The organism is Flavobacteriales bacterium (genome assembly GCA_016712535.1).
Taxonomy (GTDB): domain Bacteria; phylum Bacteroidota; class Bacteroidia; order Flavobacteriales_F; family PHOS-HE28; genus PHOS-HE28.
In genome coordinates this window covers 799,550-815,467 of sequence record JADJQW010000003.1, presented here as the reverse complement: position 1 = coordinate 815,467, position 15,918 = coordinate 799,550, and the positions used below count along the sequence as shown (strand labels likewise).

The 15,918-nt window shown below is 63.1% G+C and carries 13 protein-coding genes; 7 read left to right on the top strand and 6 right to left on the bottom strand.

Translation table 11 applies throughout. The features are described 5' to 3' along the window. Nucleotides 1–49 precede the first annotated feature (49 nt). Genes IPK70_13725 through IPK70_13710 form a run of 4 tightly spaced genes read right to left on the bottom strand, consistent with a single transcriptional unit; the run spans nucleotide 50 to nucleotide 5,315 of the window. Nucleotides 50–1,123 carry a metallophosphoesterase gene (locus tag IPK70_13725; protein MBK8228218.1) on the bottom strand — a complete coding sequence of 358 codons (1,074 nt, stop codon included), beginning with the start codon at nucleotides 1,121–1,123 and terminating at the stop codon, nucleotides 50–52. Continuing rightward, nucleotides 1,120–3,579, bottom strand: a complete 2,460-nt coding sequence (locus tag IPK70_13720) for a CotH kinase family protein (GenBank protein MBK8228217.1) — start codon at nucleotides 3,577–3,579, stop codon at nucleotides 1,120–1,122. Before IPK70_13720 ends, IPK70_13725 begins: the two co-directional genes overlap by 4 nt. Before the next feature lie 53 nt (nucleotides 3,580–3,632). Further along, nucleotides 3,633–4,244, bottom strand: a complete 612-nt coding sequence (locus IPK70_13715) for a CPBP family intramembrane metalloprotease (protein MBK8228216.1) — start codon at nucleotides 4,242–4,244, stop codon at nucleotides 3,633–3,635. A 60-nt stretch (nucleotides 4,245–4,304) separates the two neighbouring features. After that, nucleotides 4,305–5,315, bottom strand: coding sequence for a T9SS type A sorting domain-containing protein (locus IPK70_13710; protein MBK8228215.1), 1,011 nt, complete (start codon nucleotides 5,313–5,315; stop codon nucleotides 4,305–4,307). A gap of 87 nt (nucleotides 5,316–5,402) precedes the next feature. On the opposite strand from IPK70_13710, the gene IPK70_13705 reads away from it, so the two are divergent. From IPK70_13705 to IPK70_13690, 4 genes are all read left to right on the top strand, one after another. After that, a complete protein-coding gene (locus IPK70_13705; protein MBK8228214.1) occupies nucleotides 5,403–5,990 on the top strand; it encodes a nitroreductase in 588 nt (195 codons plus the stop codon). A gap of 3 nt (nucleotides 5,991–5,993) precedes the next feature. Next, nucleotides 5,994–6,329: a hypothetical protein gene (locus IPK70_13700; protein MBK8228213.1), complete on the top strand. Its 336-nt coding sequence runs from the start codon at nucleotides 5,994–5,996 to the stop codon at nucleotides 6,327–6,329. Between the two features lie 76 nt (nucleotides 6,330–6,405). After that, on the top strand, nucleotides 6,406–7,161 hold the full coding sequence (locus IPK70_13695) for a hypothetical protein (GenBank protein ID MBK8228212.1): 756 nt from the start codon (nucleotides 6,406–6,408) through the stop codon (nucleotides 7,159–7,161). A 41-nt stretch (nucleotides 7,162–7,202) separates the two neighbouring features. Next, complete coding sequence (locus IPK70_13690; protein ID MBK8228211.1) at nucleotides 7,203–9,347, top strand: fibronectin type III domain-containing protein; 2,145 nt, start codon at nucleotides 7,203–7,205, stop codon at nucleotides 9,345–9,347. A 13-nt stretch (nucleotides 9,348–9,360) separates the two neighbouring features. Here IPK70_13690 and mnmD read toward each other — a convergent pair whose 3' ends face one another. Next, complete coding sequence (mnmD, locus tag IPK70_13685) at nucleotides 9,361–10,065, bottom strand: tRNA (5-methylaminomethyl-2-thiouridine)(34)-methyltransferase MnmD (GenBank protein MBK8228210.1); 705 nt, start codon at nucleotides 10,063–10,065, stop codon at nucleotides 9,361–9,363. A 50-nt stretch (nucleotides 10,066–10,115) separates the two neighbouring features. Here mnmD and IPK70_13680 point away from each other — a divergent pair, with 50 nt between their 5' ends. Together IPK70_13680 and IPK70_13675 are read left to right on the top strand one after the other, a co-directional pair. Further along, nucleotides 10,116–12,287 carry a hypothetical protein gene (locus tag IPK70_13680; protein ID MBK8228209.1) on the top strand — a complete coding sequence of 724 codons (2,172 nt, stop codon included), beginning with the start codon at nucleotides 10,116–10,118 and terminating at the stop codon, nucleotides 12,285–12,287. Nucleotides 12,288–12,299: 12 nt separating this feature from the next. Further along, nucleotides 12,300–12,629, top strand: coding sequence for a T9SS type A sorting domain-containing protein (locus tag IPK70_13675; protein ID MBK8228208.1), 330 nt, complete (start codon nucleotides 12,300–12,302; stop codon nucleotides 12,627–12,629). Nucleotides 12,630–12,636: 7 nt separating this feature from the next. On the opposite strand, the gene IPK70_13670 is transcribed toward IPK70_13675, so the two are convergent. Beyond that, the gene (locus IPK70_13670) at nucleotides 12,637–14,616 is read right to left on the bottom strand and encodes an OmpA family protein (protein ID MBK8228207.1); all 1,980 of its coding nucleotides are present in this window, start codon (nucleotides 14,614–14,616) and stop codon (nucleotides 12,637–12,639) included. A 114-nt stretch (nucleotides 14,617–14,730) separates the two neighbouring features. Here IPK70_13670 and IPK70_13665 point away from each other — a divergent pair, with 114 nt between their 5' ends. Continuing rightward, nucleotides 14,731–15,849, top strand: a complete 1,119-nt coding sequence (locus IPK70_13665) for a M42 family metallopeptidase (GenBank protein MBK8228206.1) — start codon at nucleotides 14,731–14,733, stop codon at nucleotides 15,847–15,849. The last annotated feature ends 69 nt before the right edge of the window (nucleotides 15,850–15,918 follow it).

Below are 15,918 nucleotides of genomic sequence, written 5' to 3'. Positions count from 1 at the left end.
TCTTTCTGATGGAAGGACATTGCGCTTAGTACGAAGGCTCGTTCGCCGCTCACCACCGACGGTGGATCCGGCGCAGCACCAAGACGAGCAGCAGCGCGAAGGATGCCCCCCACCAGAACTCGGAACGGGTCACCATGCGCTTGATCCGGTACGGGAGCAAGCGCCAGTTGAAGCCCTCGCCCCTGCCCGACTGCGCGCGCCACCAGGCCGCATCGTAGGTCTCCGGCGATTGCAGCTCCTGGCCCGTGAGCGAGAGCGCGCTCCATTCCACGGTATCGGGATACGCATCGGCGATCAGCAGGGCATCGCGCGGCTCATCGCGGATGGCGCATTGGATGTAGGTGATGTTCGTAGCATGCTTCTGGAAGAAGATGCTGCTCGGCGCCTGCCCGCCCAAGCTTCCGCTGATCCAATAGACCTGCGCATGCTCGGCGATCTGCTCCAGGATCGGATAGACCTCTTTCCGGAAGTTGGTGCCGGTGAGCGAGCGGGTGTTGTCCTTGAAGAGATCGGAATACTGAGGGTCGTCCTCGGCCCAGATGGGGCGATGAGAGAAGATGAAGACACGCTGCAGCGCAAAGCTCGAGAGTGGATCGCTCACCGAGCGCAGTTGATCGAGCGCCTTGTCGCTCAAAGCGCCTTCGTTCAGTTCAGTATTCAAGATGAAAAGCAAGTCTGATCCGCGTTGGATCCGACCAAGCTCTTCGAACAAATCACCGGTATGGGGCTTCAAGTCATGATTCCCCGGCGCATTGAAGAAGGGCACCTTCAACTTGCTGAATAGCGCACGTGCATAGCGCGCGCTGTCCTTCTTCGCATCCATGAAGAGATCACCCGTGCTGAGGAAGAGGTGCGCCCCAAGCGCGTTGATCGTATCCAGGTTCGCAAGCAGCGTGGAGGCCGGATACCCGCTGCGGTTGCTGCTCTCGCCGTGGAAGTGCCCGCCGATGAGGATGCGGTAATGGCCGGTGCTATCGGCAGGCAGCACCTCCAAGCCATTGAAAGGCGAGCGCTGCGCGAATAGGGTGGCACTGGGATAGAAGGAAGAAGCGAAGAGATGTACGCCGAAGATGCCCAGCGCTTGGCTGCGGCTCCGGACGCGATACTTGCGCGAACCGCTCATGGGGCAACCGCGCTTTCGGACTTTCCATCGAGCGAAACCTCGTTGCCCTCGCCGGGAAGCAATTCCTTCCCTCCCGCGGTGATCGCGGTGGCCTTCAGCGCAACCCGGCTCGGGCCGCTGATGCGCTCCAGTTCCTTCACCACGATGCCGTTGCCTTTCGCCTCGATCGTGCAATTCACGACTTCCAGTCCCGAGCCATCGCGCACCTCAACTCCGTCACCTTGGGACCCGATGCTGCTACCTTTGATTACCGCCTCGCCCTGCACGCCCAGCTTCAGCGCTGCGCCCTTGCCGCCGAGCAGCACGCCATTCTCCCAGGTTGCCCTTCCGCCACGCAGCACCAGGCCATCGTCCTTCACGCCGCGCACTTCGCATTCATCCGCTTGCAGATACGAGGCGATCACCGTGAGGCCATCGTTCCCTCCAGCGAACACGACCTCCTTCATCTTCACCGTGCTGCGCACCACCGTGAAATGGTCGCTCGTGCCGGTGGTGGCGAATGCGCTACGTGTCATGCGCAGGGGCGACTCATGCACGAGCACCGTGCCCGAGCCTTCCACCATAACACCTTCCATCACTGATTCCTTCCGGCATTCCAGCAACTGCAGCTCGCCGTGGTTCAAGATCCGGATGGGCGCTTCGTTCAGGCCTCTCCAATCCAGCGGCGACCTCGACCGCAGCCTCACGCCCTTCCCGATGCTTAAGCTCAGTGGCGCCCCGGCCCGCACCGTGTAACCGGCCGGCATGTCCACATCCGCTGCGATGGACCAATCCCCCGGCTTGATCGTGATCACGCGCGCTTGATCATCGAAGGCCAGGAAGGGCAAGGTCCGCGGATCAACGCTGGGCATGCGAGTTATCGCCGCTCCATCGAGCAAGGAATAGGGGAAGACCTCCACGTTCCGTTTCACTGAAGCGCCGAGCACGGAGCACTCGAGCTTCAAGTCGCCGCGCCCCACCTTCTGCTTTACAGCGAAGCGCAGCTCCATCGGCTCGCCCACGCGGCCCGGCTTGCGCACCGGCACGATCGCAGGACCGATGGGAATCGCCCGCGTGCCGTCGGGCAGCAGCAGCGCGTGCACCTCGATGGGCAAACCTTCAATAGGCACCACGGTCACACGTACGGTGTCGGGACCATTGTCACCCAGGTAGGCGTGAAGCGCCTTAGGTGGATCGAGCAGCTTGCGTATGATCTTCTGATTGCCGTAGTAAACGCTGCGGTCCAGTTCCTTGTAGGGGAACTCGCGATAGAGCGTGGCGCTGGCGCTGTCGAGCGCGGGCTTCACGGCGGTGAAGGCGCTATCGAGCCAGGTCGTGCGGCTCACGCGCTCGAGATGCTGCACGTAGGCGCGGAAGAGGGCCTCGTCGTTGAACCATTGCGTGTGCAGGTCCATGCCCGGATCGCTGCGGCCGATGAACTTGTTGCTGCCCGCGAGCGTGCGGATGCCATGCGCGCTGAAGCTCTCGTAGCTCACCGGCTCCACGCGCTTGGCGAGCGGATCGTAGTAGAACTTCACGTCGCTCCAATCCATGCTGTGGTGGCCGCCCACGAGGTCGAGGATGGCGTGGTGGCGCGCGATGCGGTCGGCATCGAAGACCTCCGAAGCGCTCAAGTACCCGCGCCGGAAGCCATCGACCAAGGCCACGGCCTCCTCGAATCGCTCCCGCGCTTCCTTGTCCTTCTCCAGCTCGCTGCTTCCGAAGGCATCGAGCGATGCGGCCTGGTACGCGGCGAAAGGCTCGTCGAAGCGAACCTTGTTCATCTCGTTCAGGCGGTGCTCCCAGAACAGCGCGGGATCGAAACGGAAGAGCGGACCGGGGGCGCGGCCGTTGCGCGCGAGCAATTCCGGGCCGAAGTGCTCCTCGTATGCGTAGATGCCGAGGTCATCGTCGTTGAGGCGCACGCGGACGAAGCCGTATTGGAGCGCGGCCACGCCTTCGGCCTTCATGAGCCGGTGGTAGAGCCAATCGCAGAGGTAGTTCCGCGTGCCGGGGTGCTGCAAGGAGAAGCGCTGCATGCCCTTGAACCCGCCGTCCTTCTTGGCGATCACGCGCAGGCTCCACTTCTTGCCCTCCACATGGTCGGTGAGCTTGCCCTTGATCCGCACCTTGGCCTTGAAGACGCCCGCACCGCCATCGATCTCGGCGGGCACATAGCTGTTGCCCTCGGGCAGGATCACGCCGCGTGCGCGGGCCTCCTCCACCACGCGCTCGATCTCCTCCAAGTCATGCTCCTTGATGCGGATGGTGATGGTCTCCGGCTCATGCGCGAATCCCTTGGGGTAGTTGCGCACCAATTGCTTCGCGAAGACCGCCAAGCCAGGATGCCGCTTGCTCTTCAGCAGCCGATCGGCACCGAAGCCGCCCACGATGAACAGCGCGGCCACGATGCCCAGAACCCATGGCCAGCGGCGTTTGCGCGGGGCTTTGGCAGTTGGTCTGTTCGGCTTCGGCATGCCCTTATCGGAAGGGCGGCGAAGGTAGCGTGGTGCGGTGAGGTGGGGGTCTTTCAAGGATCTCGCGGAGGGCCTTTCTCCGAATCGCCGGCCTCCCCCACCAATCGTCTGATCAGGACCGCATCGATCACGGCGTGAGCCGCCATCGCCAGCAGCAATCCGCAGTGGTCAGCGGCCCAGCCGATGCCCAGCATGGCGAAGGTCAGGTAGAGCCCGTAGCGGAAGAGCGGGATATTGCGAAGTGGCAGGTAACCGTGCAGCGCCACGAAGAGCACAGCGGTGAGCGGGATGCCCAGCCAATGCTGCAGCGCGCCGCGGAAGAACAGCTCTTCGCCAATCCCCGCGCTGAGCGAAACCGCAAGCTGCAGCGACCGGTCAGGCATGAGCTCGCGCACCAAGCCCGCGTAGCGCATGCGCACTTCAGCCATATCAGGCCGAGCGATGATCCACCACGCGACCCACGCGATGATGATCCCCGCGCCGATGCCGATGACCGACTGCACTCCCCAATGCCAAGGCCCGAGCAAGAGCGCGAGCGCATCACGGTCCTGTACCTGCGTGATCAGCAGCCAGCCGCCGCCGCCCATGCCCACAAGGGTGAAGGCCGCCATGGCCCAGGCCCAACGCGATGCACGCGGCTTCTCCGCTTCGCGGTGACCTATCATGCGCCAAAGGAAACGCGCCCTCCCGCTTACGGAAGGGCGCGTTGCCAAATGCCCGGTTGCCTATTGCACCACCACGCGTTGCACGCGGCGATCGCCGTTGCGCGCGGTGACGCTCACCAGGTAGGCGCCAGCACCCAGGTGCGCTGCACCGATCACAGCACGATCACTGCTTAACGTGAAGCTCTCGACGATGCGGCCCGCTGCGTCAGCGATCTCCACGCGCGCCCCGATGCCATCGGCCACCTCGATGGTGAGCGGCCCATCGGTGGGGTTCGGATAGGCGGTGAATACGTCTTCGTCCGAGAAATCCTCCGGAAGGCCTACGGTGAATCCTTCGCCGGTCCACTCAGCGCGCTTGGTCACGGCCCATGCTCCGCCATTGATCTGCACCGAATCGACCTGCAGCTTCAGCTTGGGATACCGAGCCATTGACTGGTAGTAATAGTTCACGGTTTCGATGCGGACCGTCGTGGCGATCGCAGCCGCATCGGTGATCTGGCGGCGCACCTTCACGCGCAGCACATCATGCTGGTAGTTATTCGGTAGTTCCAGCTGGCCATAGGCGTCAGCGATGCCCGTGATGGTGCCTGTGCGCGTGACCGGGAAGCCGCTGATGGAATAGCTGGCCGCGTGCTGGTCGGTCCACGCGGTGAGGTAGGTGCAGGGCAGTTTCAGTTCGGTGAAGGGGTCGGAGTAGTTGATCACCCCGCCGGTCAGGTTGGTGCGCGATCCCACTTGCACGAGCCCATCGGCATCCACGTCCCAGAATGTGGTATCGGTTCCGCCATCGGTGCTCAGGAGTGAAGCACTGGGAACGAGCGCCGCGCTGGGCGTTACCGAAGCATTGAACCACCGGAAGTTACGGGTGCCGGTGTTGGGCACCAGCATGTTCCAGTAGTCCCAAGTGACGTTGGTGCCGGCACCGCCGATGGAGGTGAAATTATCCACCGTCAGAACGATGAACTCCATCCCGTCCAAGGGGATATCGTTGGCAGCGGTGAGCGTGGGCTGGGCCTTTGCGGCGAGGCCGAAGAATGCGCCCATGGCGGGCAGCGCGTAACGAAGGTGCATGGTTCCGTTCTGGTTTAGGTGGCGGAAGGTATGACGGGGCTGAACGATGCTTCGCTGCCTGAGCTTGGCAATGCTTCTCTTTGCGCCATGAAATTCAGCGTGAGCGAGATCAGCGAGCTCATCCGGCATCGCCGCACCATCTACCCGAAGGACTACTCCAGCCGCGAGGTGCATCGCGAAGTGGTGGAGCGCATCCTTACCAATGCCACTTGGGCTCCCACGCACGGCCTCACGCAGCCTTGGCGCTTCACCGTGTTCATGGGGGCAACGCGCGAACAGCTCGCGAACTTCCTGGGCGAGACCTACCGGTCGGGCACGCCGCCCGAGAAGTTCCTGCAGAAGAAGCTCGACAACATGACCCAAAGGCCGCTCCAGAGCAGCGTGGTGATCGCCATCGGATTGGAGCGCGACCCCAAAGGGAAGATCAGCGCGCGCGATGAGCAGTGGGCCGTGGCCTGCGCGGTGCAGAACATGCACTTGACCTGCGCGGCTTACGGCCTCGGCGGCTTCTGGGCCACTGGCGGTCCCATGACCGGTGAGGCCATGCGCGAATTCCTGAGGCTTGGACCCGAGGGCCAAGCGATGGGGCTGTTCTTCATCGGTTATCCGGCGATTGAATGGCCCAGCAGCCATCGGCGTCCGCTGGAAACCGTGTCGGAATGGAGAACCGCCTGAGCCATGCAGCTTCCCAACCTCACCAACTACGCGGAACACCCGACAGAAGATCAGTGGCTGGTGTTCCGATTCCCGAGTGAAGAGCAGGCGCTGGAGTTCGAGGAAGCGCTGCGCAGCAATGGATTGAAGCATGAGCGGGACCCTGCAGGAGGCCCTCCTTTCCTGGTGGCGGCCCGGCGCACCGACCGTGAGAAGGCCGTTCGTCTGAACTACATGGTGCTGGGCCGTCATCGGGAGCCCTTCATCGCGAACACGGCGCTGCGGTGGGCGCTGATCGGCTTACTCGCAATGCTGCTGGCTTTGGTCGTCATCGGTGCGTGGCTCGGCCAAGGCGCTTGACCGCGTTCCTCGCTCCTGGGCTGCCATAACCGGGAATGCAGCACGCGCTTCGCTCAGTCCACGTCATCTTTGGCCCATGTGGATAGTGCGTCCGGCGCTGGTGATGACTGCAGGCTGCTTCTGCTGGCCTGTTGCCGCGCAGGTGGGCGTAACCACCCTTGGCTTGCAGGTGAAGCCCGTGATCGCGCTCGACTATTTCGAGCCAGCCGTTGATGCGGAGCTGGAGCACCTCCGCTTCCGCCTTGAATTGGAGGGCGGCATCGCCTACGGCATGAGCGTGCGCGTTGGTCTGAGCCGGATGCTGAGCTTGGAAACCGGCCTCGGCCAGATCCAGCGCCGATTCCGATTCAGCGCAACCAACGACACCAGCGGCTACGAACAGAACGGAAGCTTCCGGTACGTGGGCTACGAGCTGCCAATGGCCTTATTGGTGTACCTGCGCCTCGGTGAGCGCACCTGGATGAACACCGCGCTCGGCGCCTCGCTCGACTTCTATCCCAGTGATGCGCAGGCCATACTTGGCGCGGGCGAGAGCGGCGTGTACGTGTTCCGGCAGAATTGGGCGCAGGCCAGCGTTCTGGGCAACATCGGCTTCGAGTACCGCACGGAACACTCTGGGTACTTCTACATCGGCGCCACTTATCACCGCCCATTCAACGATCTCGCGCAGGCCGATGCCACCTGGAGCTACTTCGGTCCGCCCGCCGTGCAGCGCTTCGGCACTCGCATGGCGCTTTCGGGCACCTACCTCACCATCGATCTCCGGTACTACTTCCACGAGGACCCCGAGAAGGCCCGCCTGCGCCGCGAACGGCAGCGGCGAACCCGGTGATCGGCGCCTCCGGGTACATTCGCGCGCAGCAAACGCACGCCATGACCCGCATCGCCCTGCCCGCATTCCTGTTGCTTCCCGCAACGCTCCTCGCGCAAGCGCCCAACGACGATTGCAGCAGCCCCATCGCCATCGCCTGCGGACAAGCGCTCGAGGGCAGCACCGAAGGCGCCACCGCCGATGCCGCACCCACCTGCGGCGCCACCGTGACCGCACCGGGCGTTTGGTTCAGCATCACGGGGAACGGGCAGCAGATCACGCTGAGCACCTGTCCCGATGAGCAGTACGACACCAAGCTCAACGTGTACACCGGCTCCTGCAGCGACTTGGTATGCGTAGCCGGCAACGACGACGCGAATGGCGATGTGTTCTGCTCCACGGTGAGCTTCGCATCGGAATCGGGCACCGATTACCTCGTGCTCGTGCAGGGTTATGATGGCGATACGGGTCCATTCACGCTCACAGCCTCCTGCGAAGGAATAACCTTCGATGTGTGCCAAGGAGCGCTGCCCATCACCTGCAACCAGACCTTCAACGGAAGCACCGAGAGCGCCACGCCTGATGCGGCCCCCTTCTGCGAGACCGGGATCACGGCCCCCGGTGCGTGGTACAGCTTCGTGGGCACTGGTCAGCAGACCGTGATCAGCACCTGCCCCGATGAGCAGTTCGATACCAAGCTGAATGTGTACACCGGCCCATGCGATGCGCTTGTTTGCGCAACCGGTAATGATGACGCGGCCGAAGGCGTGTATTGCTCCACGGCCACTTTCGTGGCGCAAGCGGGCACCACCTACTATGTGCTGGTGCAGGGCTACGACGGCGAGACCGGCCCTTTCGAGCTCACGGTGAATTGCCTGAGCTGCGGTGCGCCGCTGGACGCGGGAGTGCTCGCCTCGGATGTGACCGCGACAGTGAACTGGGCTTCAACGAACACCTCGGCCACGTACACCGTGGAATACGGCCCGGCCGGATTCACATTGGGTACTGGCACCGTCTTAAGCGGAGCCGTTGGAATTGATGGCCCGCCAGTGCAATTGACCGGCCTCACGCCGACCACCGATTACGAAGCGTACATCCAAGAGCAATGCGGCGCGGACCTCAGCCCGATGGCGGGCCCGCTGGCCTTCACCACCCTCACGGATCCGCCCGCGGTGAACGCGCTGTGCGGAGGCGCCCTGCCCATTACCTGCGGTGGCGAGGTCACCGGTAATACCGAGAGCGGATCGATCGGCGCTGCGCCGACCTGCGCAGCGGCCAACATCACCGCGCGCGGACTCTGGTACAGCTTCACCGGCAACGGCGACGACGCCACGCTCAGCACCTGCCTGAACAGCGGCTACGACACCAAACTCAGCGTATTCACCGGATCATGCAGCGCACTGACCTGCGTGGCAGGCAACGACGATGGCCCGAACTGCCCCGGTAATTCCAGTGAGGTCACTTTCCAGACAACGGCCGGCACGGATTACCTCGTGCTGGTGCATGGCTACGGTGCGGACGAAGGCGATTTCCTGCTCCGCCTGACCTGCACGCCGGCATGCGCACCGGTGGAGAACGATGCATGCACGGATGCCAGTGAGCTCACCGTTCAGCTGCCCGGCGGTTGCGAGAGCAGCACGGGCACCACGGTCTGCGCCTTCGGCACGCCTTCGCCCAACCCGCCATGCGACCCGTACGCCAACATCGTTGATACGTGGTATTCATTCAACACCGGATGGGCAAGCGATCTTCAGGTGATCATTGAAGCCGGTACGGCCGGCCTCGTGAATGCGGCGCTGTACACGGATTGCAACGAACCCGTCTACATCGACTGCTGGACCGAGATCGCCGCGCCGATCGACCTGACCGGCTTGGCCCCGAACACCGATTATCTGGTGCGCGTGTGGAACGGCGGCGGCTCGGAAGCGGGCAGCTTCAGCATCTGCGTGGAAGGCAATTTCAACCTGGCCATCGCTGACGGGATCGCCACGCGCGGGCGGATCTGGCCCGTGCCCGCGCAGGGCATGGTGCAATTCAGCAACAGCGGTGCCCCAGGCATTTATCGCGTACTCGATGCGCAAGGCCGATCGCTCCTGCTCGGCGCTGCGGTCCACGGCGTGAACGCCATCCCCATCGGCGGCTTGGAAAGCGGCGCCTACCTCTTGGTGGTCGGTGAGCGGCCGCTCGGCCGTTTCATCAAGGAGTGACCCTTCGCGGCGTTCAATCTTTCCGGGCGCGCAGCATCTCGCGCTTTCCGGGCGGGCCGGGCAGGCGCTCAACGGTGAATCCGACGGCCTGCATCGTGCGCCGCACCTCGCCTTTTGCGCAGTAGGTCACGAGCAGACCACCTGGACGCAGCGCATCATGCATGCGTTGGAAGACTTCCAAGGCCCACATCTCCGCCTGATGTCGCGGGGCGAAGGCATCGAAGAAGATCACATCATAAGCGCTGGTCTCATTGAACGCCTGCACGCGAGTGGGAAGCTTGCGGAAGCGCAGGCCGCCGGTCGCTTCATGCCAATCCTCCGATGGCGAGGACATGCGCTCTAGGAAGGGCTCGTGCAAGCCGGGCCAGGCAAGGTCGTCGCAGTGGCGGAGGCGCTCCAGCACTTCGGACGCGATCGGATGCGGCTCCAACGCGGTGTAATCGACCACGAACTTGCCTTCGAGGCAGCGCACCCAAGTGAGCAGCAGGTTCAGGCCGGTGCCCAGTCCAACCTCCAGCAGGTCGACATGCGCCTTGCCGGATGCCTCAAGGCCCGCCCGGATGAAAACGTGCGTGCTTTCGGCTACTGCGCCATGCAGGCTGTGGTAATGCTCATCGCCCCAGGCCAGGGTGTGCGAGCCATCGCCGGTGCGGATGGTCGATTCAATTCCCTGCATTCCTTGGAAGGGCAGCGGATCGTGCGCATTCTTCGAGGCCATGTCCATGGAACCGTCCGGCCCTACTTTCGCGAACATAGCGGCTCAACCCGATGCGACACACAATCCCCGTCTTCTTCGCTGTCCTCATCTCCTCTCCTGCCCTCCGAGCCCAGCAATGGGTGGAGCTGATGCTCGACGAATCACGCCCTGTGCATGAGGTGAAGGCCGCCTTCGATGCGCATTGGCAGAACCGCCCTTACGAGCGCGGCCAGGGCTGGAAGCAATTCCAGCGCTGGTACTGGTTCATGGAACAGCGCTGCGGCGCGGATGGGGCACGCCTCGACCCATCGATCTACGCGCAGGCGAACGCTGAATTGGACGCCCTCCGCAACCAGCGCGGTGCTCGCGACGAAGCAGTGTGGGAGCCTCTTGGCCCGTCGAATTGGACGAGCATCTCTTACAACCCCGGCAATGGCCGCGTGAACTGCACGGCCACGCATCCGGGCCAGGCCGATGTGATCTATGCGGGCACTCCCGCCAGCGGCCTCTGGCGAAGCACGGACTACGGCTCGACCTGGGAACCGCTGTACACCGACCTGTCAAGCATGGGCGTGAGCGGCATCGCCATAGACACCAGCGGCTCAGGCGTGATCTACATCGCCACCGGTGATGGCGACGGCGCGGACACGTACAGCCAAGGCGTGCTGAAGAGCATCGACAATGGGGAAACGTGGAGCGCGACGGGCCTCAATTGGACGATCACCCAGACCCGCACCACACGGGCGTTGCGCATGGACCCTACCAACGCTCAGCGACTGTATTGCGCAGCCAGCAACGGCCTCTACCGAACGCTCGATGGCGCGAACACCTGGCAGCAACTCTCCACGGGCAGCTTCCGCGATGTGGAGTTCAAGCCCGGCGACCCCACGCAGGTGTATGCCTGCACCGATCGCTTCTTCCGCAGTACCGCGGGTGGAGAAATCCTCACGCCGACCACCAACGATGGCTTGCCCACCCCCGACCTCGTAGGCCGCATGGCGATCGCGGTGAGCCCTTCGGCGCCCGAGGTGGTGTATGCCCTATGCAGCAACGAGGAGGACAATGGCTTCCTGGGCCTCTGGCGCAGCACCGATGCCGGACTCACCTTCGAGCTGCGCTCCGATTCACCCAACATCTTCAGCTATTCGGAGAACGGCAGCGGCAGTGGCGGCCAGGCTTGGTACGACATGGCCCTGGCCGTTGATCCCGACAATGCCGACATCGTTTACGTGGGCGGCATCAACGTGTGGCGCAGCGTGAATGGCGGGGCCAGCTGGCAGATCAAATCGCATTGGGTCTATCCTGCTGAGGTGGGCTACACGCATGCCGACATCCATTCGCTCGATGTGCATGACGGCAAGCTCTATTGCGGATCGGACGGCGGCATGTACGTCTCCGAAGATGGCGCAGAGACCTGGAACGACCTCAGCGCTGGGCTCGACATCATGCAATTCTACCGCCTCGGCAGCAGCGAACTGATGCCCGGCCTGATCATGGCAGGGGCACAGGACAATGGCAGCAACCGATGCATGAACGGTGATTGGACCCACGTGTTCGGTGCCGATGGCATGGAAGCCGCTGTGGACCCTTTCGATCCAGGCACCATCTTCAGCTCTTCCCAGAACGGTGGCCTCCGGCGCTCGAGCAATGGCGGCGTGGACTGGACCTCCCTTACCGATGACATGTTCGAGGAAGGCGCATGGGTAACTCCTTTCGCATTGGACCCACAGGTGCCTGGACGCATGTTCGCAGGCTTCAACAACCTGCTGTACTCCGAGGATCAAGGCGGCAATTGGGTGGACATGACCGGATGGCCCACAACGGAATTCGTTCGTTGCCTCGCCATCGCGCCAAGCAATAGCGATGTGTGGTACGTGGCGCGCAACGACAAGGTCTCGCGGCTCACCGACCAAGGCTTCACGCAGGTCAACATCCGGCCGGGCCTTCCACAGAACCAGTCGCCCACCTCCATTGCGGTTGACCCTGAGGATGCCTTCCATCTCTGGATCAGCTACTCCGGGCAGCATGTCTCGAACAAGATCTTCGAGAGCACCGATGGCGGCGCCACTTGGATCAACAGGAGCGCGGGCCTGCCCAATGTGCCGGCCAATAGCGTCGTGTGCCAGCCCAACTCGCCCAACGGCGTATATCTGGGCACCGACCTGGGCGTGTTCTACCGCGACGATTACACGAATGCATGGGAGCCATACGGAACGGGCATGCCCAACGTGGTGGTGAGCTAGCTCGAGATCAACATGGCCATCGGAAAGCTGCGCGCAGCCACTTATGGCCGCGGCATCTGGGAGGCGGATCTGTTCTTCTCACCCTTCGCTTCAGTGACCGAGATCGGGGCCAGCACGCCGCCACGCATCGTGCCCATCGACCACGAGGGCCGATTCAGATTGAATCTGGCCCAAGAGCATGGCGCCCTGCGGCAAGTGCGCGTGATGGACGCATCGGGACGGATGGTCCTGGAACAGCGTGCAGCCACCGGCATCATCGACCTGAGCGCGCGCGCTGCATCTGCCTACATCGTGCAGGTGATCACGGACAGGGGCCTCTGGAACCAGCGGCTGGTGCGCTGAGCGGCGCTCAGAGCACGGTGATCTCCGTGCGGCGGTTGAGCGCCTTGGTCGCTTCCGAGTCGTTCGGAGCCACTGGCTTCGACGCTCCATGGCCCTTGGCCACCAGCCGGTCGGCCGCAATGCCCTTGCCGATGAGATGATCGCGCACATTATTGGCCCGCTCCTCCGAGAGCTTCTGATTGTGCTCCTCGCTGCCGTCCGCATCGGTGTGGCCGCCCACTTCGATGCGCAAGCCAGGATTGACAGTGAGCAGCTCGACCAGCTGGTTGAGCTCCGTGCGTGAGGCCTCTTCGAGCACCGCGCTGTTCACAGCGAAGAAAAGGTTGCGCATGGTGCTGCTGCTTCCAGCGGCGAGCGGCTCCAGGTTCACATCCCAATCGAGCTGTGCGGCGCTGCGCTCAGGCACGGTGATCCGCTGGCTGTGCACCAGGTGGCCGTTAGCCTTCACGTACATGGCGTACTCCTTCCCGCCGGGAACGGCCACCATGTACTCGCCCGTCTCGCCATCGCTCTTGAAGCGCGCCACCAGCGAAGCATCGGAGAGGTCGAGCAGCTCAATATCGGCCTCCATGCCGTTAAGGAAACGGAGCGATAGGATCTTGCCCTTGACCAGCACGGCGGTGGATGATGCTGGTGCGATCGGGGCACCGCTTGCGCTGGCAACCGGCTCACCTATGGCTTCCTCCGCCAAGAAGTCCACCGCGTAGAGATCGTCTTCTCCCAAGCCGTCGGCACGGAATGAACTGAGGAAGCCATGCTTCCCATCGGCGCTGAGCACGAAGAAGAGGTCATCGTCGGGCGAGTTCACGGGCCATCCCAGGTTCTCGGGCTTGGTCCAACGGCCGTTCTCCAAACGCGTGCGGAACACATCGTAACCGCCCATGCTGTTGTGCCCCTTGCTGCTGAAGTAGATCGTCCTGCCATCCGGGTGAACGAAGACGCCTTCCTCATCATGGATCGTATTCACCGTGGGACCGAGGTTCTCGGCGGCGCCCCAATCACCTGTGGCCGCATCCCAACGACTGCGGTAGATATCCTGACCGCCCACATTGTCATCAGGCCGCTCGCTCACGAAGTACAGCCATTGGCGATCGAAGCTGTACCAAGCGCTGCTCTCGTGCTGAGGCGTGTTCACGGTCGGCCCCAGCGGATCGGGGACGCTCCAGGCGCTGCCGGTGCGCTTGCATTCGAACAGGTCGCCTGTGCCGTCCTGATCGCGGTAAATGAGCATCGTGCGGCCATCGTTGAAGAGGCCCACGCTCGCATCATTGCCCGGTGTGTTCACCGGCTCCGGCAATCGTTGCGCGGCGCTCCATCCCGATGCGCTCTTCCGGCTCATGTACACATCCTCGAAGTGGTCGCCGTTGACCCGGTTCACCTTGTCAGCGGCGCTTGTCGGCCGGCGCGATGTGAAATAGAGCTGCTCACCATCGGCGGTGATGGCCGCGCCATAGTCCGCGTGCGGGCTGTTGATCACCGCGCCCATGTTCATCACCTCAGCTCGAACGGCCCGTGCCTGCAGCGCCTTGCCATTGCGGCACTGGGTGATATGATCGTCGGCGGTGTTGTACAACGGGTCGGGATCCTGGAAAGGATTCTGCGATTTGTGCCGTTGGAAAGCAACAGTGGCTTCATCCCAACGGGCATTCAACTGCAGCGCGAACCCGAGCAGGAACTGCAATCGGGGGAACAGCGGATCGATGGAAGCGGCCTTCTCAAGGTATAGCAGCGCTTTGTGGCGGTGCGGCCCATTCAGTTGGCAGAGGCCCATGCGGGCATTGGCCTCAGCGCTCTCTGGAGCCAAGGCCAGGGCTTCCTCATACAAGGTCTCGGCATGCACGAATTGGGTGCTGCCCGCGCGCTCAGCCTTCTCGGCGCGCTTGAGCAGGTCCTGCAAGCGCTTGGCATCGGCCGGATCCTGGGCCAGCAGCAATCCGCTAGCAGCGATCAGGAAGGCAAGGAGGAGCGTGGCGATGCGCTTGGCCATGGGAGGGTTTCTTCGAAAGCGCTGTTCATACGCCGATTCCAGGTGAAGGTTCAGCGCTCCGGGCCGCGCCTATGTTTGCCGCGCACCGCATGGAGCGGCCCCGATCCGAACAACATGGCCAAGAAGAAGCAAGGCAAGCAGAAGAAGGAGGCGAAGAGCCTGCTCACCGAAGATTCACTCGCGTTCCTGGAGCGCTACCTCAATAACCCCTCGCCCACCGGCTTCGAGAGCGAAGGGCAGAAGCTCTGGCTCCAGTACATCAAGCCGTACGTGGACGCGCATCTGGTGGACCCTTACGGCTCCGTGGTTGGCATCATCAATCCGGAAGCGAAATGGAAGGTGGTGATCGAGGCCCATGCCGACGAGATCAGCTGGTTCGTGCATTACATCACCAAGGAGGGCTTCATCTACGTGAAGCGAAACGGGGGCAGCGACCACATGATCGCGCCGAGCAAGCGCGTGAACATCCATACGGACAAGGGCATCGTGAAAGCGGTGTTCGGCTGGCCCGCGATCCATGTGCGAACGGCGAAGAATGACCCGGTGCCCACCACCGAGAACATCTTCCTGGATTGCGGCTGCGAAAGCAAGGACGAGGTGGAGAAGCTAGGCGTGCATGTGGGCTGCGTGGTCACCTTCGAGGATGAATTCATGGTGCTCAACGGCCGGCACTTCACAGGGCGCGCGCTCGATAACCGGATGGGCGGCTTCATGATCGCCGAGGTTGCGCGGCTGCTCAGGGAGGAGCGCGCCAAGCTGCCCTTCGGGCTCTACATCACCAACAGCGTGCAAGAGGAAGTTGGGCTCCGCGGCGCGGAGATGATCGTGGAGCGCATCAAGCCCGATGTGGCCATCGTAACCGATGTCACGCACGACACGCAGACGCCCATGATGAGCAAGGTGCAGAGCGGCGACATCGCTTGCGGCAAAGGACCGGTGCTCAGCTATGCGCCTGCCGTGCACAACAGCGTGCTCCGCCACATCGTGAAGACCGCCGAGGCCGAGAAGATCCCCTTCCAGCGCTTGGCCGCCAGTCGCGCCACCGGCACGGATACCGATGCCTTCGCATACGGTGGCGCGGGCGTGCCCAGCGCATTGATCAGCCTTCCGCTCCGATACATGCACACCACCGTCGAGACCGTGAGCCGCGCGGACGTGGAGAACGTGATCCGGCTGATCCACGCCAGCGTGAAGGGCCTGAAGCCTGGGCAGGACCTGCGCTATTTCAAATAATTCGACGAGGGAGCCGGTGAACGCCGGCCCCGGCAGATCATTGCGCGCGGCAACGCCTTTCCGCGAATC

Coding starts and splice junctions, on each gene's coding strand:
- IPK70_13725 (MBK8228218.1), bottom strand. CDS start 1,123: ATGAGCGGTTCGCGCAAGTATCGCGTCCGGAGCCGCAGCCAAGCGCTG.
- IPK70_13720 (MBK8228217.1), bottom strand. CDS start 3,579: ATGCCGAAGCCGAACAGACCAACTGCCAAAGCCCCGCGCAAACGCCGC.
- IPK70_13715 (MBK8228216.1), bottom strand. CDS start 4,244: ATGATAGGTCACCGCGAAGCGGAGAAGCCGCGTGCATCGCGTTGGGCC.
- IPK70_13710 (MBK8228215.1), bottom strand. CDS start 5,315: ATGCACCTTCGTTACGCGCTGCCCGCCATGGGCGCATTCTTCGGCCTC.
- IPK70_13705 (MBK8228214.1), top strand. CDS start 5,403: ATGAAATTCAGCGTGAGCGAGATCAGCGAGCTCATCCGGCATCGCCGC.
- IPK70_13700 (MBK8228213.1), top strand. CDS start 5,994: ATGCAGCTTCCCAACCTCACCAACTACGCGGAACACCCGACAGAAGAT.
- IPK70_13695 (MBK8228212.1), top strand. CDS start 6,406: ATGTGGATAGTGCGTCCGGCGCTGGTGATGACTGCAGGCTGCTTCTGC.
- IPK70_13690 (MBK8228211.1), top strand. CDS start 7,203: ATGACCCGCATCGCCCTGCCCGCATTCCTGTTGCTTCCCGCAACGCTC.
- mnmD (MBK8228210.1), bottom strand. CDS start 10,065: ATGGCCTCGAAGAATGCGCACGATCCGCTGCCCTTCCAAGGAATGCAG.
- IPK70_13680 (MBK8228209.1), top strand. CDS start 10,116: ATGCGACACACAATCCCCGTCTTCTTCGCTGTCCTCATCTCCTCTCCT.
- IPK70_13675 (MBK8228208.1), top strand. CDS start 12,300: ATGGCCATCGGAAAGCTGCGCGCAGCCACTTATGGCCGCGGCATCTGG.
- IPK70_13670 (MBK8228207.1), bottom strand. CDS start 14,616: ATGGCCAAGCGCATCGCCACGCTCCTCCTTGCCTTCCTGATCGCTGCT.
- IPK70_13665 (MBK8228206.1), top strand. CDS start 14,731: ATGGCCAAGAAGAAGCAAGGCAAGCAGAAGAAGGAGGCGAAGAGCCTG.